This is a genomic window from Pseudozobellia thermophila (assembly GCF_900141855.1).
In the GTDB taxonomy this organism is placed as follows: Bacteria; Bacteroidota; Bacteroidia; order Flavobacteriales; family Flavobacteriaceae; genus Pseudozobellia; species Pseudozobellia thermophila.
In genome coordinates this window covers 126,274-148,154 of record NZ_FQYU01000009.1, presented here as the reverse complement: position 1 = coordinate 148,154, position 21,881 = coordinate 126,274, and the positions used below count along the sequence as shown (strand labels likewise).

Here is a 21,881-nt window from a genome sequence, read left to right as displayed (position 1 = left end):
AACGTGGGTGCCGCGGCAGCCTACTACTTGGCCCAGATGGGTGCAAAGATTGTGGGCATTATCGATAGGTCGGGCGGTTTGATCAATGAGGATGGGTATGGCTTCGATGAAATAAAGGCCCTCTTTCTCGGTAAAAAGGGAAATGCCTTGGTCGGGGGAAGCGATATGCTCCCCTTTGATGAAATCAATGAACGGATTTGGCATTTGCCCACCGAGGTATTTGTGCCTTGTGCCGCGTCGCGTTTGGTTGAAAAGGAGCAGGTCGGCAGTATGATCGAGGCCGGGCTCGAGGTTATTTCCTGCGGGGCGAACGTGCCCTTTGCCGATAAGGAAATATTCTTTGGGCCGATCATGGAATATGCCGATGGAAAAGTGGGATTGATCCCCGATTTTATTTCCAATTGCGGTATGGCACGTGTGTTCGCCTATTTTATGGAAAAAAGAGTGCCTATAGACGATGAAATGATATTTAATGATACCAGCCGTACCATTAAGAAGGCTATTTTAAATATCTTTAACCAAAATCCGTCGCCCAACAATATCAGTAGAACGGCATTTGAAATTGCACTAAAACAACTAATATAATTAATAAAACCAAATAAGAGAATGGAGACAATTATCATCATTGTATTTATTGTGGGTTATCTGGCGATAACCATGGAGCACAACCTGAAAATCGACAAACTAATACCTGCATTGGCAATGATGGCCATTCTTTGGGCAATAATCGCCTTGACCCATATGGATGTGTTCGAGGTGAATACGGCCCTAAAGGAATTGGAGCCCACGCATATCGATGAAATTTTGTTGCACCATCTGGGCAAGACGGCTGAAATATTGGTCTTTTTGTTAGGGGCGATGACCATTGTTGAGATCATCGATTATTTCGATGGCTTCGCCACGATCAAAGGGTACATAAAGACAAGGAGCAAACGCAAGCTTTTGTGGCTGTTTTCAATATTGGCCTTTGTGCTTTCGGCCATTATCGATAACCTGACCGCGACCATCGTGTTGGTCACTATCTTGCAAAAAGTGATCAGGGACCGGGAGGTCCGGTTATGGTTTGCCGGCCTTATCATTATCGCGGCGAATGCCGGTGGGGCATGGTCTCCTATCGGTGACGTCACCACGACCATGTTGTGGATCGGCAACAAGGTAACTGCCCCGCTGCTTGTAGAGCACGTGCTTATACCCTCTATAGTCTGTATGGTGGTTCCCGTATTGCTGGCCAGTCGCTTTAAGGCCTTCAGTGGAAATATTTCAGATGAACTGGACTCCGAAGAGGATTCCAAGTCGAAGTTCGGGTCTATAATGTTGTACTTGGGCCTTGGAGCCATAGTCTTTGTTCCGTTTTTCAAGACCATTACCCATTTGCCTCCGTACGTCGGTATGATGCTGTCGTTGGCCGTGGTAGCTACTTTTGCTGAAATCTATAGTAGTTCAAAGTTCAGTCTGTCGGCTGTAGATGGCGACGACCATGATACCGTTGGGCATCACAGTCCGGTACATGCCTCGCTGTCAAAGATAGAATTGCCCAGTATCCTCTTCTTCCTGGGGATCCTCTTGGCGGTGGCCGCCCTGGAGTCGTTGGGAATGCTCTTCCACTTCGCGGAAAGCCTTGAAAGTAACCTGCCTATGTTGGGTACCGAATCCGAAGGGGAGCTTGTTTCCGACTTGGTGGTCCTTATTTTGGGGGTTGGGTCTGCGGTTATCGACAACGTTCCGTTGGTCGCGGCCAGTATGGGAATGTTTTCCGTGCCTATCGATGACCCCGTTTGGCACTTCATCGCCTATTCGGCGGGAACAGGTGGTAGTATGTTGATCATTGGTTCCGCGGCCGGTGTGGTAGCCATGGGTATGGAAAAGATCGATTTCTTTTGGTACCTTAAGAAAATAGCATGGTTGGCCTTTGTCGGGTTTATGAGTGGGGCCGTCGTGTTTGGCTTGTTGAGAAATTTAGTGTTGGATGCATAATTTTATCGATAAAATGCCGTTATAGAGGCAACTCTAATACCTAAGAATTCATATGATGTTATTTCAAGATATGGCGCAAGATCCTGCAGCTGCGGATGTTATGTCGGAAGAGAAGACCCTTTCCGTTATCGATTTGATATTTAATGGGGGCACAGGTAGTGTACTCATCATAACGGTACTCTTTATTATGCTGTTCGTAGCGCTCTATATATACTTTGAACGCATATTCGCCATTAAGGCGGCCTCAAAGATCGATAGCAACTTTATGAATCAGATTCGGGACCACGTTACGAACGGTAAATTGGAAGCGGCCAAATTGCTCTGTGCCCAAACCGATTCGCCAGTGGCGCGCTTGACCGAAAAAGGGGTTTCGCGAATCGGCAAACCCTTGGACGATATCAATACGGCCATCGAAAATGCAGGTACGTTGGAGGTCTATAAACTAGAGAAAAACGTAAGTGTCTTGGCCACGGTGGCCGGGGCAGCTCCCATGATCGGGTTTTTGGGAACGGTAATTGGTATGATTCTTGCCTTCCATGAAATGGCTACCAGTGGCGGACAGGCCGAAATGGGATCTTTGGCCTCGGGTATCTATACCGCGATGACAACGACCGTGGCCGGACTTATAGTAGGTATCATTGCCTATATCGGTTACAACCACTTGGTAAACCGTACGGACAAGGTCGTACACAAAATGGAGGCCAATGCCGTGGAATTTTTAGACTTGTTGAACGAACCCCTATAATTTGGTCAAATGAAATTAAAAGGCAGAAACAAGGTCAGTCCCGATTTTAGCATGTCCTCAATGACGGATATCGTGTTCTTGTTATTGATTTTCTTCATGCTTACGGCCAACTCGCCCAATGCCTTGGACCTGTTGCTCCCGAAGGCCAAAGGAAAGTCTACCAATACGCAGAACGTATCGGTGAGCATCGACAAGAATTTACAGTACTACGTCAATAACGAGCGAATCAACGGAGAATATATAGAAATTGAACTAAAAAAGGCACTAGAGGGACAAGATAAACCCACGATTATTTTGAGGGCGGAAGAAAGCGTGGCCATCAAAGAGGCGGTCAACGTTATGGATATTGCCAACAGAAATAATTATAAGGTTATCTTGGCCGTGCGACCGAATTAATGTCATTCCTAGATACGAGACACAAGAAAAAGTCATTTACACTTACCACACTTCTGTTAAGTGTGCTCCTCCTTGTCATGTTCTACATTGGGCTTACCTATATGGACCCGCCTGAGGAAAACGGCATATCGGTGAATTTTGGCACTATGGATTTCGGTAGTGGCAACGTGCAGCCCAAGGAGCAAATTCGTTCGGAGCCTTTGGATACACCGCCGGTCGAACCGTCCAAACAAGAAGAGGTGGTCGAAGAGGAAGTCGTGGAGGAGGTTGCCGAGGAAGTGCCCGAAGAGGTAGTGGCCGAGGAGGCCCCGGCCGAAAAGGTGCTTACCCAAGAGAACGAAGAAGCAATAAAAATAAAGAAGGCACAAGAGGCCAAGCGCAAGGCGGAGGAAGCCGAAAGAATCGCCCAGAAAAAGGCGCGTGAGGCAGAGGAAAAAAAGAGGGCCGAGGCCGAAAGGATCGCCCGTGAAAAGAAATTGGCCGAAGAAAAGGCCCGAAAGGAGCAGGAGGCCAAAAAGAAAAAACTCGACGAGCTGATTGGCGGAATAAGTAAATCCGAAGGCAATGCCTCGGGAAGTGAAGGCGACGACAATAGGGCCGGCGACAAGGGCCAACCTGGCGGAGATCCCTATGCGACCAGCTACTACGGTAGTCCCGGTTCGGGCAGCGGCACAGGAGGGTATGGACTTAACGGCCGCTCTTTGGTAAGCAAGGGAAAGGTAAAGCAGGAGTGTAACGAAGAGGGACGGGTAGTCGTAAAAATCGTTGTAGATAGAAATGGCAACGTGGTTTCGGCCACGCCCGGGGTCAAGGGAACGACCAATAATCACCCTTGCCTTTTGGAACCTGCCAAAAAAACCGCCTTTAAGCACAAATGGAACCTGGATTCCAATGCGCCCAGTCAGCAAGTGGGCTTCGTAGTGGTGAACTTCAAGTTGGGCGAGTGACCTATCAAGAGACTTTGGATTGGATGTTCGGGCAACTTCCAATGTATCAGCAACAAGGTTCAAAGGCCTATAATGCCAAGTTGAACGGTATCTTAAAATTCGTTGGGCATCTCGGTAATCCGCATAAACGGTTTAAAAGCATCCACGTGGCCGGTACCAACGGAAAGGGTTCGAGCAGCCATATGCTGGCTTCCATACTTCAGGAAGCGGGGTATAGGGTCGGACTCTACACGTCACCCCATCTAAAGGACTTTAGGGAACGAATTAAAATCGATGGCAAGCCGGTTTCCAAAAGACATGTGGTCGACTTCATAGCGAAGAACAGGTCGTTTTTCGAACGCAACCAGCTGTCGTTTTTTGAAATGACCGTAGGTATGGCCTTTGATTGTTTTGCCGAGGAAAAGGTAGATATCGCCGTTGTTGAGGTGGGACTGGGAGGCCGATTGGATTCGACCAATATCATCGAGCCCGAAGTTTGCCTGATCACCAATATTGGCATGGACCACACCGATATGCTAGGCGATACCATAGAAAAGATCGCTTTTGAAAAGGCAGGAATCATCAAAACAAAGGTTCCCGTAGTGATCAGTGAATACCAAGAAGGCGCGGCCGGGGTTTTTGAGTCCGTGGCCGAGGAAAAGAGCGCCCCATTGGTATTTGCCGACCGGGAAACCACCGATGGGCATACCACATCGCTCTTGGGCCTATATCAATTCAAAAACGTAAAAGGTGTCGTAGCCGCCATTAGGGCCTTGGGGAATTTTGATGTAGGGGATGCACATATCCGCTCCGGTTTGCAGAAGGTCGTTGAAAATACCGGATTGATGGGGAGGTGGCAGCAACTGAACACCAAACCTACCGTAATCTGCGATACGGCCCATAACAAAGAGGGTCTGGAGTTGGTAGTAGGGCAGTTGCTTCGGCAAAAATATAGGAAATTGCACATCGTCTTGGGCTTTGTGAAGGGGAAGGACCTGAAGGGGATATTGCCCCTGTTCCCGGCCAACGCCACGTATTACTTTTGCAGCCCGAAGATCGAAAGGGGATTACATGTTGGGATATTGGCCGATGAAGCCCGGGCGTTTGGGTTAAATGGAGATTGTTTTTCCACGGTTTCGGAAGCTTACCGTTCTGCCTTCCATGCTGCAAAACCCACTGATTTTGTGTTTGTTGGTGGAAGCACGTTTACAGTGGCCGAAATCCTTTAAATTTTTATTCTTTTTTTTCTTTGGGAGTAAATAAAAGAATTCTATATTTGCACACCTTTTCGGGCAATTAGCTCAGTTGGTTCAGAGCACCTCGTTTACACCGAGGGGGTCGGGGGTTCGAATCCCTCATTGCCCACAGGAATCCCCAAGCATTAAGATGTTCGGGGATTTTTCTTTTTATGGCCTTTTTTGCCTACATCCTATACTCGGCAACCCTTGACCGATACTATGTCGGTTCCACCCAGGATATGTCCGTACGGTTGGAGGAGCATTTGAAAAACCACAGGGGCTTTACCTCAAAGGCCAAGGACTGGGAGGTAAAGTATACCGAAAGCCATCCCACGCGTTCGGAGGCCTTGCGGCGGGAAGGTCAGATCAAGAAATGGAAGAGCCGCAAGATGATAGAGCGACTGATTGGGGATTAGCCCGGTTAGTTCAGGGCATCCCGAATTCACTTCGGGAGGGTCGGGGGTTCGAATCCCTCATTGCCCACAGGAATCCCCAAGCATTAAGATGTTCGGGGATTTTTCTTTTTATGGCCTTTTTCACCTACATCCTTTACTCCGAATCCTTGGACCGATACTATGTCGGTTCCACCCAGGATATGTCCGTACGGTTGGAGGAGCATTTGAAAAACCACAGGGGCTTTACCTCCAAGGCCAAGGACTGGGAGGTAAAGTATACCGAAAGCCATCCCACGCGTTCGGAGGCCTTGCGGCGAGAAGGTCAGATCAAGAAATGGAAGAGCCGCAAGATGATAGAAAAACTGATAACGAACTAGCTCGGTTAGTTCAGGGCATCGGGGGTTCGAATCCCTCATTGTCCACAGGAATCCCCAAGCATTAAGATGTTCGGGGATTTTTCTTTTTATGGCCTTTTTTACCTACATCCTATACTCGGCAACCCTTGACCGATACTATGTCGGTTCCATCCAGGATACTGCCTAGGGGGGGCTTAAAAACTTTAGCTTATACCCTGTTTAATTTAATCGGGTAAGTCTTGCCCGAGTTCCATTGGGGAACATAAAGATTGCCGTCGTTGTCTACAAGCACGTCGTGCGGGTTTCTAAAAGTTTTGCCGTCGTATTTAGGTTCGCTCAAGGTGCCGCTGCTGTAATCGGGCGCACTTCCACCAGGCAGGGATACAATGGTATTGCTCTTGTCGAGCACGGCGAGCATTCCGTCGTAGCTGTCCCAGGTTTTCGTGACGATAACGGCAAAATAGATGTTCTCGCCATCAATGACCGGCCTGCAAATCGAGCAGCCGGGTAGGGGGATGGTTTCGAGGTGTTTTCCGTCTAAGGTAAACCTTTTGAACTCTTGACTGGCCCGTGAGGTGATCAGAAGGGTCGGGTTGTCTGGATTTCTTGTGTCCAGGGTAATGCCGTGGCAACAGTTGAACTGGGCGTCGCCCTCTCCTTTGCCCCCAAAATGGTTAAGGTAGTTTCCATTGGCGTCGTAGTGAATGATATAGTTCTCGCCATATCCGTCCGCCACATAAAAATCGCCATTGGGCATAATGGCCGTTTCAGTGGGCTTGAACTGGTCGTTACTGGTGTACCCCTCAACTTCTTTGGGGCGTTCCAGCGTCATGATTATTTTACCGTCAATCGTTGTTTTGGTTACCTTGTGGGTATCGGGATCGGTAATAAACAAACATTGGTCGCTGTGCTCGCCCATGATCGAAAGGCCGTGGGCCCCTGGGAACGCGGTACCCCATGATTCCAGCACCTTGCCCGATTTGTCGTAGACGATGATATTATTGTTGTTGGCACCCGTGGTGGTCATCAAGATACGTCCCTTGCTGTCCATTACCATTTCGTGGCAATCGTTTACCGGAATTTTAGATGGGTCTTGAACGCCCCAGTCCGGGTCAACGGCATACTTAAAATTTCCGTGGCCCACGATCCGCTGTTTGTTCCTTCGGTGGATGATGCCAAAGGTGTCGACCGGGGCAATTAAGCTGGCGCCGGACACCAAGGCCGATTTTTTTAAAAAGTCTCTTCGTTTATTCTGTTTTGTGCACATGGCGGTTGTTTTGGTTTAGACTGCAATGGCTTATGTGGTAGCCGCCCTACCTAGAAAGGGTAATTCGCGGCGGGTATAGGGCTTGGTCCTACGAACCATAAGCGGTTTTAAAAATAAACTATTTTAGGGGAAGATCCCTTTTTATGGGCGCTTTAATTGGCTATCTGTCCTTGCCTTAACGCCGTGGGGTAGAAGGTAATGGTATTTTATTGCGATTTATTGATGGTTTTAAGTTTTTCAAATCGGAAATATGTTTTACCTTTGCCCAGCTTTTATGGGTTATTAGCTCAGTTGGTTTAGAGCGCTGCCTTGACAGGGCAGAGGTCACTGGTTCGAATCCAGTATAACCCACTAAATATCCTAGAGCAGATCAAGAATACGTTCTAGGGCCATACCTCTTGAGCCCTTGACCAATACGAGGCTATCTTCCTTCAAGGGGTTTTCTTTCAGGTGTTCCCGTAGTAGATCAAAAGTTTTGAATTTTTCGATGGATGTATCCGTACCCTTGAAATTTTCCCCGATGAGAAAAACCTGTTTCAGGCCGAGGCTCGAAACGAGGTCGGCGATTTTTTGATGTTCTTCGTCCGCGGTTGGGCCCAATTCGAACATGTCGCCCAAAAAGGCGGTCTTATTCGTGCCCTTCATTTGGTCAAAGTTGTCCAATGCCGCTTTCATGCTTGTCGGGTTGGCGTTGTAGGCATCCAAGATGATGCGATGTCCGTTTTTTTCGATAATCTGTGAACGGTTGTTGCTCGGTACGTAGTTTTCAATGGCCGATTTGATATCGGAAAGGGCTACGTTAAAGTATTTTCCGATAAGCACCGCCGCCGCGCAATTGGTGAAGTTGTAGCTTCCTATCAATTGCGATGCAATGACCGTTTCCTCGGCCTTAAGTTTTACGAAGGGGTCGGCGTCGACAAGGGTTATCGGATAGTATTCGTGGTTTTTTGAGCTGAATCCGTACTTTTTGATATAGCTTTTTAGCTTTTCGATTTGGACGCCGTCATCTGCGTTGATAAATACCGATTTGTCGTGGGCGGTCAAATAATCGTACAGTTCACTTTTTCCCCTTATGATGCCTTCCTTGCTTCCAAAGCCTTCGAGGTGGGCCTTTCCAAAATTGGTGACATAGCCGAAATCGGGTTGGGCCAAACGGCAAAGGAAGTCTATTTCCTTTAGGTGGTTGGCGCCCATTTCAACTACCGCCAGTTCCGTGTCGTGTTGGATCGATAGGAGGGTCAAGGGTACCCCGATATGGTTGTTCAGGTTGCCTTTGGTGGCAATGGTGCGGTACTTTTTGGAGAGTACGGCGTTTATGAGCTCTTTCGTAGTGGTCTTTCCGTTGCTTCCGGTAAGTGCAATTACCTTTGCTTGGGAATGCTTCCTGTGGAAGGTAGCCAGCTTTTGAAGTGTTTCAAGTGTATTTTCGACCAATAGGCATCGGTCTGATGTTGCATATTCGGGCTCGTCTATTACGGCCAAGGCGGCTCCTTTTTTCAAGGCTTCGGCCGCGTACGAATTGCCATTGAAATTTTCGCCTTTCAGGGCAAAAAAAATACAGTCCTTCTCAATTTTTCGGGTGTCCGTGCAGACCGTAGGGTGTTCTAAAAAAAGCTGATGTAGTTGTGCTATTTCCATAGCGGTAAAAGTATAAAAAAAGTCCCGGCATGTTGACCGGGACTTTCTGCAATTTATAGTTGGGTCTTATCTGACCTTTTTACCTCTTGGGGTCTTGTTCTTGGTCTTTGATTTGGAACCTACCCTCGACATGGCACATCGGAAACCGATATAGTCGGTGGCCATATATTGGGGCAAGTATCTTCTTTGGGCGGGGTCTAGCCAATAGGCCCTGTCCCTCCAAGAACCTCCTTTGTACACGCGAACCTCATCGTTGATCAAGCTTGTCCTGCTGTTCGATTTGTCGTACTGACGTATCAGTTTTCCAGTGGAGTCGCGCTCAACCTTGTGTTTTGGGGCGTCGTACATTTTGATCTCGGTATCTTCGTCCTCGTCGTTAAATCTGTCGTAGAACCTTGAGGAACCTGGGTCACCGTCCCTGTATCCCCTGTTGTCGCTCGAAGAGAAGTTGGTCCTGAGATAGGTCTCTTCTTCGCCGATCGGCACCATGGCTATCTCACCGGGAAGGTTGACCGCCACGATTTTTCCATTGGGCAGGGTATCGTAGACAATCGAGTCTCTAAGTACGTTCACCTTACCGTCTTCGCCAATGGCCGTCTTCATATAGATGTTGCCACGGTAGTAGTTGAAATCGCTCACTTCGTCATCAACTATGGGGCGGTATACATCGGCGACCCATTCGGCAACGTTACCGGCCATGTCGTAAAGACCAAGGTCGTTGGGCTTGTACGACATTACCTGGGCGGTAATATCGGCGCCGTCGTCCGACCATCCGGCTATTCCGCCGTAATCGCCTTTGCCTTGCTTAAAGTTGGCCAATTGGTCACCTCTACCTACACGTTGTCCGTTTCTGGTGTAATCGCCGTCCCATGGATATTTTTTTCTACCTCTGTAGTTGTTGTACTCGCGGTTACCTTGATTCGCCTGGGCCGCGTATTCCCACTCGGTTTCCGTAGGAAGGCGGTATTCTGGCATAATAACCCCGCTACTTCTTTTGGCATATACGTTTACACTGTCTTTTTTCTGCTTGCCTTGTAACGAGTCGATTTGTCCGTTGTACACGGATTCGGGTCTGTTCAAATACGCTTCGGTGCTGAAAGTACCGGGCACTTCACCAGTGGCGGCCTGATACTTGGCATCTTTTGCCAAATAGCCCTCGCGTTCCAACATAATCTCGTTGACACGGTCTGTACGCCATTCCGCAAATTGTGTGGCCTGTACCCAGTTAACACCTACTACGGGATACTCTGCATAGGCAGGGTGCCTTAAGTAGTTGTTGGTCATGGTCTCATTGAAACCCAATCTGTTCCTCCATACCAAGGTATCCGGTAGGGCACCTGTATAGATGTTGGTGTATTTTGGGTTTTCGGGAGGGTAGACGCTTTTTAAATAATCGAGGTATTCCAAGTACATCACATTGGTTACCTCGGTTTCGTCCATATAAAAAGACTGTACGTGTTGTGAGGTAGGGGTGTTGTTCCAATCGTGCATAACATCGTCCTGTACCTTACCCTTTGTAAAAGTTCCTCCTTCAATAAACACCAATCCGGGAGCCGTTTCCTGCTCTTTAAAATCGGTATTGTATTGAAAACCACCTTCTTTGGCGTTTATTTTCCATCCTGTGGCTCGCGACACGTTTTTGGAAGATCCGGAGTTTTTACAGCTAGTGACCGTAAAACCCCCTGCAACCACTGCACAAGAAAGTACAACTTTGATAAACTGTTTTTTCATAATTAGGACTTGAGTTCAAATGGTCCGCCTACTTATAAAATGTAGTTGGAAATTTGTATTTTGATTAATTATTAGCCTCGCTTTCGGCATATAAAACGATGATTTATGCATAATATTTTATAGCCAAAAAAATATTTTACCTCCTTCGTCGGGCTCCTCGCCCACAATCAAACAGTGCCTCTCAAGATGATAACGGTGCAAAAAGGGTTATAGTATTGCGAATATTATTTCTTTTAAGGTTTCCCGTTCAATTCGGGGAGATGTTTTTAAAAAAAACGAAAATACGCAACAATATGCTTTTTTGTGCGATTTTTAGGGCAGCCCCCTATGAATATTTTAAAAAAATCAAATTTCCGTATAAGATTATCGTTAAATGACCGTTTACATGTAGTACAACTAATATATTTTTGCATTTACCCTCGATTTGCAATATTTGACCGACTAAATTTTAGACATTTTGAAATGAAAAAGATATCAATTCTTGTTTTATTGGCATTTACTTACGGGCTGTCCGCCCAAGAGGCGAGTGATCGGGTGATTACTACGGCAGTACCTTTTCTCAATATTGCAGCGGATGCGAGGGCGGCCGGTATGGGCGATATGGGTGTGGCTACTTCTACCGATGCCTTTTCCCAGCAATGGAACCCGGCCAAGTATGCATTTGCCGAGCGGCAAATGGGCGTGGGACTAGGCTATACGCCCTACTTGAGCAATACCGTTTCCGGAATCGGGTTGTTGAACGCCAGTTTCTTCAATAAAATTAACGAGCAGAGTGCCTTTGCCGTGGGTCTGAGGTATTTTACCCTGGGTGAAATCGAGCTTCGGCAATCTTTCGATGACGTCGGTACCATAGTAAAGCCCAATGAGTTTGCCATCGACGGTTCCTATTCCTTGAAGTTGAGCCCGACCTTTTCGATGTCCGTCGGAGGACGCTATATCAGGTCCAATCTCAAGTTTCAACCCGACGCCAACGTAGACTCCAAACCGGGCAGTACCTTTGCGGTCGATGTATCGGGCTTCTATAGGTCCAACGAAATAGCGTACAACAGTTTTGACGGTCGCTGGAGGGGTGGCTTCAATATCTCCAATTTAGGGGGGAAGATAGCCTACGACGAGAACGGCCAGAAAAACTTTATTCCCACTAATTTGAGATTGGGCCTCGGTTTCGACTTTATAATCGACCAAGACAACGTAATAGGGCTGACCACCGAGTTCAATAAGCTTTTGGTGCCAACGCCACAGGACTTTGATGGTGACGGGGACCTGGATGCCACGGATAACGATGAATATCAAGACATAGGCTTTCTCAGTGGGGTTTTTAAATCATTTGGCGACGCGCCCGATGGTTTTAGTGAGGAGTTAAAGGAAATGACCTGGGCACTCGGTGCAGAATACGTCTATCAGGATGCATTTATGTTCAGGACCGGGTATTTCAACGAGAGCGATGTAAAGGGATATAGAAAGTATTTTACCCTAGGCGCAGGTTTCAAGTACAGGTCGGCACAAATCGATTTGTCGTACCTGTTCTCGACCTCCCAAATAACCAATCCGGTCGAAAATACCTTGCGCTTTTCCCTGACGTTCAATTTAGGGGACGAGTATTACAACGATTAAACCATTTGATTGATAATGGGTACAAAGACCTGCGTAAAGCAGGTTTTTGTATTTTGACCCCTATATCCGATGCCATGAAAAAAAGAAAGATCGAGTTCGAGTTGGCGGTTTACGATTCCATGGGCGAACTTTGCGAAGCCGATAGGCAGCTTATGGAACACGCCGTAGCGGCCCGGGCAAGGGCATATGCCCCTTACTCCCATTTTCAGGTCGGTGCCGCGGTACGCTTGGAGAACGGCAAAATAGTAACGGGCAATAACCAAGAAAATGCATCCTACCCATCGGGACTGTGTGCCGAAAGGGTGGCCGTTTTTTATGCAGGCGCCGAATATCCGGGGGTGGCCATTACATCGGTCGCCATTACGGCGACTTCAAAAAAGTACCGGGTAGAAACCCCTGCAGCGCCTTGCGGCAACTGTAGGCAAGCCTTGTCCGAGTATGAGGTAAGGCAAAAATCACCTATAAGGGTGTTGCTCATGGGAGAGCGCGGCGAGGTTTTTGAATGCGGATCTATCGCCGATATACTCCCCTTGGGTTTTGATAGCTCCTATTTGTAATAAAACCCAACCTGATTTCTTGCCTTTTGGCCCTATGGGCCCCAACCTCCTATCAGTGGAAAGCTAGCATGGGTTTGATCAAACCCGAAGGAACAAGGTCGGTTTTTAAAATCTTTCGATGGATTTTTCGATGGATTCCGACTGCGTTATCGTATCGGGGGAATCAATGATCGACGGCGTTCAATAAGGGCCGTTGGGACGGGTCTTTAAATTCTGGGCAACCTTTTACCTCAATTTTTTTTAACTAATAATTTAATATGTATTTTTGCTCCTCTTGTCCGTTCCGGTAGATGGCCGAACTAACAAGATGTATCGAAATCCTAATTAAATTGAATCAATGAAAAAAATCACCAAAGAAGTATATCTCAAGTGGTATGAGGATATGTTGTTTTGGCGCAAGTTCGAAGACAAACTGGCCCAAGTATACATTCAACAAAAAGTTAGAGGTTTTTTGCACTTGTATAACGGTCAAGAAGCCGTTCTGGCAGGGTCTTTACATGCCATGGATCTTACGAAGGACCGTATGATCACGGCCTATCGAAACCACGTTCAACCTATCGGTATGGGCGTTGATCCCAAAAAGGTTATGGCCGAGCTTTACGGAAAGGTGACCGGTACCTCAAAAGGTATGGGTGGGTCTATGCATATCTTTTCAAAAGAACACCGCTTTCACGGCGGACACGGTATCGTAGGCGGACAAATTCCTTTGGGCGCAGGTATGGCCTTTGGTGATAAGTACTTCGGCAGGGACAATGTTACCCTTTGTTATATGGGGGATGGTGCGGTTAGGCAAGGTTCCTTCCACGAATCGATGAACCTGGCCATGCTGTGGCAATTGCCCGTGGTCTTTATTTGTGAAAACAACGGTTACGCCATGGGTACTTCCGTGGCGAGAACATCGCATTCTACAGAAATCTGGAAATTGGGCCTTGGTTATGAAATGCCTTGTGGGCCTGTCGATGGCATGAACCCCGAAACGGTGGCGCAAGAGGTGAGCAAGGCCATCGAACGTGCCCGTAGTGGTGGCGGACCTACTTTCTTGGAGATGAAAACCTATCGCTATCGCGGTCACTCCATGTCCGACGCCCAACACTATCGAACCAAGGAGGAAGTGCAGGAATATCAGAAGATAGACCCTATAACCCAGGTGCTCGATGTCATCAAGGAAAACAATTACGCAACCGAAGAGGAGATCAAAAAGATTGATGACGACGTGAAACGACGGGTAGCGGAATGCGAAAAATTTGCGGACGAATCGGACTATCCACCGGTACAGCAATTGTACGATATGGTCTATGAGCAAGAAGATTTTCCGTTTGTACAACATAAATAATTAGGTAAATGGCTGAGATAATAAAGATGCCCCGGTTGAGCGATACCATGGAAGAAGGTACCGTGGCCAAATGGTTGAAAAGTGTTGGAGACAAGGTCGAAGAGGGCGATATACTTGCGGAAATAGAAACGGATAAGGCGACCATGGAGTTTGAATCCTTTTACGAGGGAACATTGCTCCATATCGGTATCGCAGAGGGCGATGGTGCTCCTGTAGATTCCCTGTTGGCCATTATCGGTGAGGAAGGTGAGGATATTTCGGGCCTGTTGGACGGAAAGGGCGGCCAAAAGGAGGAAGGTGCCGGTTCCGATGAAAAAGAGGAAACGACAACCGAGGACCAAGGGGAATCCCTTGAAGGGGGAGAGACCGCCGATATTCCCGAGGGAGTGGAAATAATACGTATGCCCCGCCTTAGCGATACCATGGAAGAGGGAACGGTAGCGTCTTGGCTGAAAAAGGTCGGCGACAAGGTCGAGGAAGGCGATATCCTTGCGGAAATCGAAACCGACAAGGCCACCATGGAGTTCGAGTCCTTTTATTCGGGAACCTTGCTCCACATCGGTATCCAAGAAGGGGAATCGTCACCAGTAGATGCCGTACTTGCCGTAATCGGACCTGAAGGAACCGATGTCGATGCCGTACTTAAGGGCAACTCCGGTGGAGCTGCAAAGAAAACTTCTGCCGAGGCCCCGAAAAAGGAAGCTTCGGACGATACCAAGACCGAAAAGTCGGAAAGTGCCCCGGCTGCCAATGAAGGACGTCGAATTTTCGCCTCCCCGCTGGCCAGAAAGATGGCTGCGGACAAGGGAATCGACCTGTCTTTGGTCTCCGGTTCAGGCGATAACGGAAGAATTGTCAAAAAAGATATAGAGAATTACAAGCCTGCGGCAGCGGCCGAAGCGCCCAAGACAGCGGCCGACCCGGCTTCTGCCAAGGTAGCGGCTCCCGTTATTCTGCCGGTGGGCGAAGAACGAATCGAGGAGGTAAAGAATTCGCAGATGCGCAAGGTAATTGCCAAACGCCTGTCGGAATCGAAGTTTACCGCACCGCACTACTATCTTACCATTGAGGTGGATATGGACAATGCCATGGCCTCTAGAAAGCAGATCAACGAGCTTCCCGAAACCAAGGTGTCGTTTAACGATATGGTCGTAAAGGCTTGTGCCATGGCCCTGAAAAAACATCCCCAGGTCAACACTACCTGGAACGGGGACACGACCCGGTATAACCACCACGTGCATATAGGTGTGGCGGTTGCGGTCGATGAAGGCCTGGTGGTTCCGGTACTTAAGTTTACCGATCAAATGAGCCTATCCCAGATAGGGGCTTCGGTCAAGGATCTGGCCGGAAGGGCGCGTAACAAAAAGCTGACCCCGGCCGAAATGGAGGGCAGTACCTTTACCGTTTCCAATTTGGGAATGTTCGGCATAGTCGAGTTTACCTCAATTATCAATCAACCGAACTCGGCTATACTTTCAGTGGGTGCCATTGTCCAGAAACCGGTCGTCAAAGACGGTCAGATCGTGGTGGGCAATACCATGAAGGTAACCTTGGCCTGTGACCACAGAACGGTGGATGGTGCTACAGGGGCGCAGTTCTTGCTTACCCTTAGGGCCTTCCTGGAAAATCCGGTGACCATGTTGGCCTAGATTTTTTTTGGAAATATGTATACAGGCATCCCGTTTATTTCGGGATGCCTTTTTTTATTTCTAAATTGTACCCAAACAAACACTTATGAGAAATAGCATCTTCTTGTCACTGGGCCTTCTGGTCATGGCATGTGGCTCGACCCAAATAGACGAATCGGTAACCTTGAAAAGCGAGGACGCGGTCAAGTTCGACCGTAGTTTGATGGAGGTTCCCAAAAAACCGAGCGACCTTGACGGAATAGAAGCAGGCATAGGTTCGCCACAGGACCCATTTACCAGTGCACCCGAAATAGCGGCGATCATGAACTTCCTGGCCTCCGACGAGCTTGAGGGAAGGGATAGTGGTAGTGAGGGAATCGCCAAGGCGGCCGACTTTATCGAAACGGTTTTTAAAAGGAACGGGATAAGCCCCTACTTCTCATCCTATCGCGATACCCTTTCCAATTTTGATAAGCCCGCCTACAATATGGTAGGATACTTGGAAGGAACCGACCCCGACCTAAAAAATGAATTTGTCATCATCGGTGCGCATTACGATCATATAGGCATCATCAAGGAAGAAAATGGCGATGCCATTGCCAACGGCGCCAATGACAATGCTACGGGCACAACCACGGTTTTGGAGCTTGCGCGCTACTTCGGAAAAAACAGGACCAATAAGCGAAGTTTGCTTTTTGCCCTCTTTAGTGCCGAGGAAAAAGGGCTCTTGGGCTCGAAGCATTTGGCGAAGAAACTAAAGGAAGGGAATTTGGACCTTTATGTCATGTTGAATTTCGAAATGGTCGGGGTGCCCCTTCAAGGAAAGGATTACCTAACCTATTTGACGGGCTATGGCGAGTCTAATTTGGCAGAGGTGGCAAATAGGTATGCCTCGGGCAAATTCACGGGTTTTTTGCCCAAGGCCAAGGAGTTCAATTTGTTCAAACGTTCTGACAATTATCCCTTTCACCAACATTTTGGAGTGCCCTCGCAGACCTTTAGTACCTTTGATTTTACGAACTTCGACCATTACCACAAAGTGGGCGATGAGGTATCTGAGATGGATTTTGGGCATATGGCGGCCTTGGTAAACAAAAGCATTCCCGTTGTCGAAGGCATTTCCAATGCCGCTTACAAAGAGATAAAGTACAATTGATGGCAAATATTATAGTTACCGGGGCGAGTAGGGGTATCGGATATGAACTGGTGCAATTGCTGGCCCATGAAGGCCACAGGGTTTTGGCCTTGTCTAGAAATAACGGGCCCATCGAAAAACTGGCCCATAAAAACATCGCCGGCTTTCCTTTTGATCTAGGCGTTCCGGACGATTTTCAAACGTTGGGAAATTTTTTGAAAAACAACTGGAAAAAGGTCGATGTGCTGGTCAACAATGCAGGTAGTTTGGTCAACAAACCTTTTTTGGAAACTTCGGCCGAGGAATTTGAACGGGTTTACCGGGTAAATGTTTTCGGGGTGGCCGAGATTACCAAGACCGTTCTGCCCTTTATGCCCAAAACAGGCCATGTCGTAACGATAAGCTCCATGGGCGGGGTACAGGGCAGTGTGAAGTTTCCGGGCCTTTCGGCCTACAGTTCGAGCAAGGGGGCGGTAATTACCCTAACGGAACTTTGGGCGGAAGAATTTAAGGAAACCGGTCCTTCGTTCAACGTATTGGCCTTGGGTGCCGTCCAGACCGAGATGCTGGAAGAAGCTTTTCCCGGATACCAAGCTCCGACCACTGCCCGCGAAATGGCCGGGTATATTAAGGAATTCGCCTTAACGGGCCATAGGTTCTACAATGGAAAAATGTTGCAGGTAAGCAACAGTACCCCTTAAAACACCCTTTTGTCAGATGACCGTGAACAAGCGGTCTAAAATGGTCAGGGTCTGTTGCGAAGCACGATCGGGGGTCAACGATGTATCGGAAATACCGGAAACGACTTTGGTGATGTTGTGGTCGATAAAGGCGGTCTGCGACCAGTATTTGACAGGGGCGGCCGTAAGGTAGGCCGAAAAATTATGATGACCCGAACCGGGGCGTTCCCCAATAAGGTGAACAATGGCCTTGTTCTCCGAGCTGTCGTTGTGTTTGCCGAATAAAAGTTCTCCACAGGCATAGCCGGCACGTACCCTACCGTGTTTGATTACTATGTTCTCTTGGCCAACGGTGTATCCTTTTTGGGTCAGCCTATCCTTTAGCTGCATCAAATAGGGCATTAGGTGTCCCTCGTCCATGAGGGCCCTTGGGTTGAGTCCGTCCGAGATTACAAATTGGATGTCCGGTAGCCTTCCCGACCAGGTGTTGCGAAGTTCCTGCAAACGGGCAATGGCATTTTTCGATAGGGATTCTCCCGATTCGGGATGGTAGACATAGTCTTTTCGGTCGGTCGAATTGGTAATGATCGGCAGGGCCGTGGGAATTGTCATGACAAAATCGTCCGTCATTTCGGTCCATAGGCTTACTTTGGCATCTTCGTAAAGCCATTTGACCTCTTTTTCCAGTTGGGGTTCAAGGTCGTAAATGTGTTCGCCGTACTTTTCGGCAAGGGGAACGCCCCTTTCGCGAATGCGGGCCATGGCCTTCTTCCCTTCCGCATAGATCTCTTTTTCACTTCTTTGGTCGCCCTTGGCCAGGCAGTATTTATAATAAACCCAGATAGGGTCTCCAAAATGATCGGTCGGTCTCCCAGTGCCGTCGATAACCTCCAACTTTTTGAAGAAGTCCCACATGGCATCGTTGACCTTGTAGCCGAACTTCTCGCGAATGCGTACGTGGTCGCTGAACGATGTGGTGAGGTAGCTCAGCATCGGATCGTTCTTGGTGGGCAGCGCCATGAGATAGGCCGGGTTGGCCGGCATGATCTGGTCTATGCACCAAGTGAGGTCGTCGAGGCTTACATCCATGTGCAAGGTAGAGCAAACGTCCAGGCCAATGGTAAGGCCGTGTAATTTGCCCATAACGGTATCTTCCAGGCAGCAACGAACAAGCTGTTCCTTGGTCTTGAATACCTCCGGACCGATAAAACCGGCTACGTCGTTCACATGCACCCAAGGGGCACTTCCCGCATTCTTGCTTACGATATCCATATTAAGCGCCCTTAGAAAACCGTATTTGCGCGCTTCGTGCAAGACCATGTCAAAACCGGCCCCATGGCCATTGGTGAAGTCGGCTCCTTGTCCCGTTTCTGCATATAGGGCATACGGGCCTGTCCGGCCGGACAAATGGTCCTGCATTTTTTCAATGCTCAGGTCGAAGGTTTGATTGGCGCCTACGGTACCTGCCAAGCTCTGAAACCAAATTCCGGTGGTGCCGGGCTGTATTTGTTCTACCTGGGCCTGTACGTCTATATGTGAAAGGACACAGTTGGGCAAGGTCTTCTCAAGGCCGAAGACGGTAAGGATCTCGAAGAGGGCCTTCTCGATCTTGGCCACCGATTCGACCTCACTGGAGACGGGATTCGTACCTAAGACCAAATCGCCGACGGCATACGACCAGGCATCGAATACCTGCCAAACGATATCCTCGGTATTGTCGGTGGGCGAATTGGGCTGTACCCGAGCACTGAGGTATCCTTTGCTTCCAATGTTGCTTCCCGCCAATGGGTTGAACACTTTTTGGCCGACGGCGATCAGTTCGTCGTTCGACATCAGCTTGACCAAACAGCCGATACAGTCGCTGGTCAAGGCAGGCATTATCTTCTTGATCGAAGCCTCGGGTTCGTCCAATACAAAATTTTTGAGTTCGCCCATGGTCCAGTTCTTGACCTTGGCACTGTCGAAGGTAGTTTTTCTGATAAGTTCATCAATGGCGTCGGTAAAGACCGATTGGCGGTCGAGATCGCCGATTTTGGTGTTCGACAAGAGCTTTCGCGCCCTTGAGCGCGTGGTGTCGTCTTGGGCGGCGACACCTAAGCTCAGGTCCCCTTCCTTAAAATCATTGGCGGCACCGATGATCTGTCGGTAAAGGGTCAGGTCAAAATGGCCCTTTGAGCGTTCTATGTACGAGAACAGGGTCTCGTTTTCCGCTATCGGGCCAATAACTATCCCCTTTTGGGGTTCGGGGCTTTGTACCACATTCGCCAAGCCGTTCTGTGGCCATAAGACCGTAGAAGCACTTAGGAGTCCCATTTTGCCTAAAAAGTCTTTTCTGCTCATCCTATCCATACCTAAAATTGTTACCTAAGTGCCTTGAACCTACAAGTTATTAATTTTTTTGCCAAGGCTTTACCTGTAATAACCATTTATTAAAGTACTTCGTGTATTTTTGCTATCAGTGCGTCGGATATTAACAAAATACTTGCCAGAAAGGGCGGTTGCCCCCTGTTTTGACCTGATTCAGCAAAATGGGGTGCACCTTAAGATTGTCAATGAACGGGTAACCCGGCACGGCGATTACCGTAGAATGCCTGATGGGCGACACCGGATAACGGTCAATGCCTCGTTGAACAAGTACCGGTTCTTGATTACCTTGGTGCATGAAATAGCGCATTTGGTGGCCTTTGAAAAATATGGGCGGGGTATCAAGCCCCATGGAACGGAGTGGAAGCGGACCTTCCAATATTTGATGTTGCCCTTTATCAGGCCCGAGGTATTTCCTTCGCAATTGTTGCCCTTGCTGGCGGAACATTTTAAGAACCCCAGGGCGAGCAGTAGTACGGATGCCCGCTTGTCGATTGCCCTACAGCAGTTTGATGTGCAACAATCAGATAAAACCTACGTTTTTGAATTACCTTTGGGCAGTGTCTTTCGGCTGTATAATGGAAAGTTGTTTAAAAAGGGAAACAAACGTGTCAAGCGTTACGAGTGCGTTGAGGTGTCGACGGGGAGAATGTACCTTTTTCAACCCAATGCCGAGGTCGAATTGATAGAGCCTTAGCGAATTGCCGAGGGTCCGATATAGGGAGGACGAGCGGCAAACGGTCCGTTTTGGGAGGCTGTATGGAAAATGAATAGTAATGGGGAGACGGGACAATAGTCTTGCGGTTCCCTTCAAATTTGAAAAATGAACAAGAACTACTATGCCGTTTTAATGGCCGGAGGGGTTGGTTCCCGATTTTGGCCCATCAGTACGTCTTCGTATCCCAAACAGTTTCACGACATGTTGGGAACGGGCGATACACTGATCCAAAAGACCTTTAAACGATTGAACAAATTCGTTCCAACGGAAAATATATTGATCCTTACCAACGAGCGTTACAATGATCTGGTATTGGAGCAATTGCCCATGGTGGGTCAGGAGCAAGTCGTCTTGGAACCGGCCATGAGGAATACCGCCCCGTGCATTTTGTATGCCGCGCTGAAAATCCAGAAGATGAATCCCGAAGGCGTGATGATCGTGGCTCCCAGTGACCATTGGATCGAGGATGAAGAGGCCTTTGCCGCCGATGTGACGACGTGTTTTGAAAAATGCGCGCAAGAGGAGGTACTTTGTACCTTGGGGATAAAACCCTCATTTCCCAATACCGGTTTTGGCTATATAGAATTTGACAAGAACAGTGGGGAGGGGATCAAAAAAGTAAACCAATTCAGGGAAAAGCCCGATTATGAAACGGCCAAGGAATTCTTGGCGCAAGGAAATTTTTTGTGGAATGCCGGAATCTTCATGTGGGGCGTAAAAACCATTGTCAACGCTTTTAAAAAATACCAACCGGGGCAGTACGGGTTGTTTGGGGCCGGTATGTCGCACTATAATACTCCCGGTGAGGCCGATTTTATCCGCGAGAACTATCCCAAGGCCGAAAATATATCGATCGATTATGCCATTTTGGAAAACTCCAAGTCGATTTATGTGCTTCCGGCCACTTTTGACTGGAACGATTTGGGAACCTGGGGCTCCCTTTACGATAAATTGGATAAGGACGGTAACCAAAATGCCGTGGTCAATAGCCGGGTTATCGCCGAGGAGGCCTCGGGCAATATGATCCGTTCGCCCAAAGGCAAGGTAGTGGTAATCGACGGATTAAATGATTATATTATTGTGGATAAGGAAGAGGTATTGCTTATCTACCCCAAATCAAAGGAACAGGACATTAAGAAAGTCTTGGGCAAGGTAAAGGACAAATTCGGCGACACATACGCGTAAT

At 48.2% G+C, this 21,881-nt stretch carries 19 protein-coding genes, 2 tRNA genes and 1 pseudogene; 18 read left to right on the top strand and 4 right to left on the bottom strand.

Annotated features, from left to right (window positions below; translation table 11 throughout):
- The 9 genes and pseudogenes from BUB37_RS17820 to BUB37_RS17775 form a co-directional block, all read left to right on the top strand.
- Window positions 1–585 (top strand): annotated as a pseudogene (locus BUB37_RS17820) (amino acid dehydrogenase); the annotation flags it as partial.
- Window positions 586–606: 21 nt separating this feature from the next.
- The gene (gene nhaD / locus BUB37_RS17815) at window positions 607–1,974 is read left to right on the top strand and encodes a sodium:proton antiporter NhaD (protein WP_072995183.1); all 1,368 of its coding nucleotides are present in this window, start codon (window positions 607–609) and stop codon (window positions 1,972–1,974) included.
- Between the two features lie 52 nt (window positions 1,975–2,026).
- Complete coding sequence (locus BUB37_RS17810) at window positions 2,027–2,719, top strand: MotA/TolQ/ExbB proton channel family protein (RefSeq protein ID WP_072995182.1); 693 nt, start codon at window positions 2,027–2,029, stop codon at window positions 2,717–2,719.
- A gap of 9 nt (window positions 2,720–2,728) precedes the next feature.
- Window positions 2,729–3,115 (top strand): ExbD/TolR family protein, encoded by a 387-nt coding sequence (locus BUB37_RS17805; RefSeq protein ID WP_072995181.1) that lies wholly within the window; start codon window positions 2,729–2,731, stop codon window positions 3,113–3,115.
- Entirely contained in the window at window positions 3,115–4,062 is a 948-nt protein-coding gene (locus BUB37_RS17800; protein WP_072995180.1) for an energy transducer TonB, read from the top strand. Before BUB37_RS17805 ends, BUB37_RS17800 begins: the two co-directional genes overlap by 1 nt.
- The gene (locus BUB37_RS17795; RefSeq protein WP_072995179.1) at window positions 4,059–5,270 is read left to right on the top strand and encodes a bifunctional folylpolyglutamate synthase/dihydrofolate synthase; all 1,212 of its coding nucleotides are present in this window, start codon (window positions 4,059–4,061) and stop codon (window positions 5,268–5,270) included. The genes BUB37_RS17800 and BUB37_RS17795 overlap by 4 nt, the downstream gene beginning before the upstream one ends.
- A gap of 61 nt (window positions 5,271–5,331) precedes the next feature.
- Window positions 5,332–5,406, top strand: a tRNA-Val gene (locus tag BUB37_RS17790).
- A gap of 43 nt (window positions 5,407–5,449) precedes the next feature.
- Complete coding sequence (locus BUB37_RS17785; protein ID WP_072995178.1) at window positions 5,450–5,695, top strand: GIY-YIG nuclease family protein; 246 nt, start codon at window positions 5,450–5,452, stop codon at window positions 5,693–5,695.
- Between the two features lie 110 nt (window positions 5,696–5,805).
- On the top strand, window positions 5,806–6,051 hold the full coding sequence (locus BUB37_RS17775) for a GIY-YIG nuclease family protein (RefSeq protein ID WP_072995177.1): 246 nt from the start codon (window positions 5,806–5,808) through the stop codon (window positions 6,049–6,051).
- Window positions 6,052–6,238: 187 nt separating this feature from the next.
- Here BUB37_RS17775 and BUB37_RS17770 read toward each other — a convergent pair whose 3' ends face one another.
- Window positions 6,239–7,297: an NHL repeat-containing protein gene (locus BUB37_RS17770; protein ID WP_072995176.1), complete on the bottom strand. Its 1,059-nt coding sequence runs from the start codon at window positions 7,295–7,297 to the stop codon at window positions 6,239–6,241.
- 276 nt (window positions 7,298–7,573) lie between these two features.
- Between BUB37_RS17770 and BUB37_RS17765 the strand changes: the two genes are divergently transcribed.
- A tRNA-Val gene (locus tag BUB37_RS17765) sits at window positions 7,574–7,648 on the top strand.
- A gap of 9 nt (window positions 7,649–7,657) precedes the next feature.
- Here BUB37_RS17765 and BUB37_RS17760 read toward each other — a convergent pair.
- Both BUB37_RS17760 and gldJ read right to left on the bottom strand, forming a co-directional pair.
- On the bottom strand, window positions 7,658–8,935 hold the full coding sequence (locus BUB37_RS17760; RefSeq protein WP_072995175.1) for a UDP-N-acetylmuramoyl-tripeptide--D-alanyl-D-alanine ligase: 1,278 nt from the start codon (window positions 8,933–8,935) through the stop codon (window positions 7,658–7,660).
- A gap of 66 nt (window positions 8,936–9,001) precedes the next feature.
- Entirely contained in the window at window positions 9,002–10,666 is a 1,665-nt protein-coding gene (gldJ, locus tag BUB37_RS17755) for a gliding motility lipoprotein GldJ (protein ID WP_072995174.1), read from the bottom strand.
- Between the two features lie 462 nt (window positions 10,667–11,128).
- Between gldJ and porV the strand changes: the two genes are divergently transcribed.
- The 6 genes from porV to BUB37_RS17725 all read left to right on the top strand — a co-directional run bounded on the left by porV (window position 11,129) and on the right by BUB37_RS17725 (window position 17,634).
- Complete coding sequence (porV, locus tag BUB37_RS17750; protein ID WP_072995173.1) at window positions 11,129–12,280, top strand: type IX secretion system outer membrane channel protein PorV; 1,152 nt, start codon at window positions 11,129–11,131, stop codon at window positions 12,278–12,280.
- Between the two features lie 74 nt (window positions 12,281–12,354).
- Entirely contained in the window at window positions 12,355–12,837 is a 483-nt protein-coding gene (gene cdd / locus BUB37_RS17745) for a cytidine deaminase (protein ID WP_072995192.1), read from the top strand.
- 337 nt (window positions 12,838–13,174) lie between these two features.
- Window positions 13,175–14,170, top strand: coding sequence for a pyruvate dehydrogenase (acetyl-transferring) E1 component subunit alpha (gene pdhA, locus BUB37_RS17740; RefSeq protein ID WP_072995172.1), 996 nt, complete (start codon window positions 13,175–13,177; stop codon window positions 14,168–14,170).
- Between the two features lie 8 nt (window positions 14,171–14,178).
- Window positions 14,179–15,819, top strand: coding sequence for a pyruvate dehydrogenase complex dihydrolipoamide acetyltransferase (locus BUB37_RS17735; protein ID WP_072995171.1), 1,641 nt, complete (start codon window positions 14,179–14,181; stop codon window positions 15,817–15,819).
- 85 nt (window positions 15,820–15,904) lie between these two features.
- Entirely contained in the window at window positions 15,905–16,954 is a 1,050-nt protein-coding gene (locus tag BUB37_RS17730) for a M28 family metallopeptidase (RefSeq protein WP_072995170.1), read from the top strand.
- Entirely contained in the window at window positions 16,954–17,634 is a 681-nt protein-coding gene (locus BUB37_RS17725; RefSeq protein ID WP_072995169.1) for an SDR family NAD(P)-dependent oxidoreductase, read from the top strand. The genes BUB37_RS17730 and BUB37_RS17725 overlap by 1 nt, the downstream gene beginning before the upstream one ends.
- Before the next feature lie 12 nt (window positions 17,635–17,646).
- Here BUB37_RS17725 and eutB read toward each other — a convergent pair whose 3' ends face one another.
- Entirely contained in the window at window positions 17,647–19,962 is a 2,316-nt protein-coding gene (eutB, locus tag BUB37_RS17720) for an ethanolamine ammonia-lyase subunit EutB (protein WP_072995168.1), read from the bottom strand.
- A gap of 109 nt (window positions 19,963–20,071) precedes the next feature.
- Between eutB and BUB37_RS17715 the strand changes: the two genes are divergently transcribed.
- Window positions 20,072–20,674 carry a SprT-like domain-containing protein gene (locus BUB37_RS17715; protein ID WP_072995167.1) on the top strand — a complete coding sequence of 201 codons (603 nt, stop codon included), beginning with the start codon at window positions 20,072–20,074 and terminating at the stop codon, window positions 20,672–20,674.
- Window positions 20,675–20,800: 126 nt separating this feature from the next.
- The gene (locus tag BUB37_RS17710; protein ID WP_072995166.1) at window positions 20,801–21,880 is read left to right on the top strand and encodes a mannose-1-phosphate guanylyltransferase; all 1,080 of its coding nucleotides are present in this window, start codon (window positions 20,801–20,803) and stop codon (window positions 21,878–21,880) included.
- The last annotated feature ends 1 nt before the right edge of the window (window position 21,881 follow it).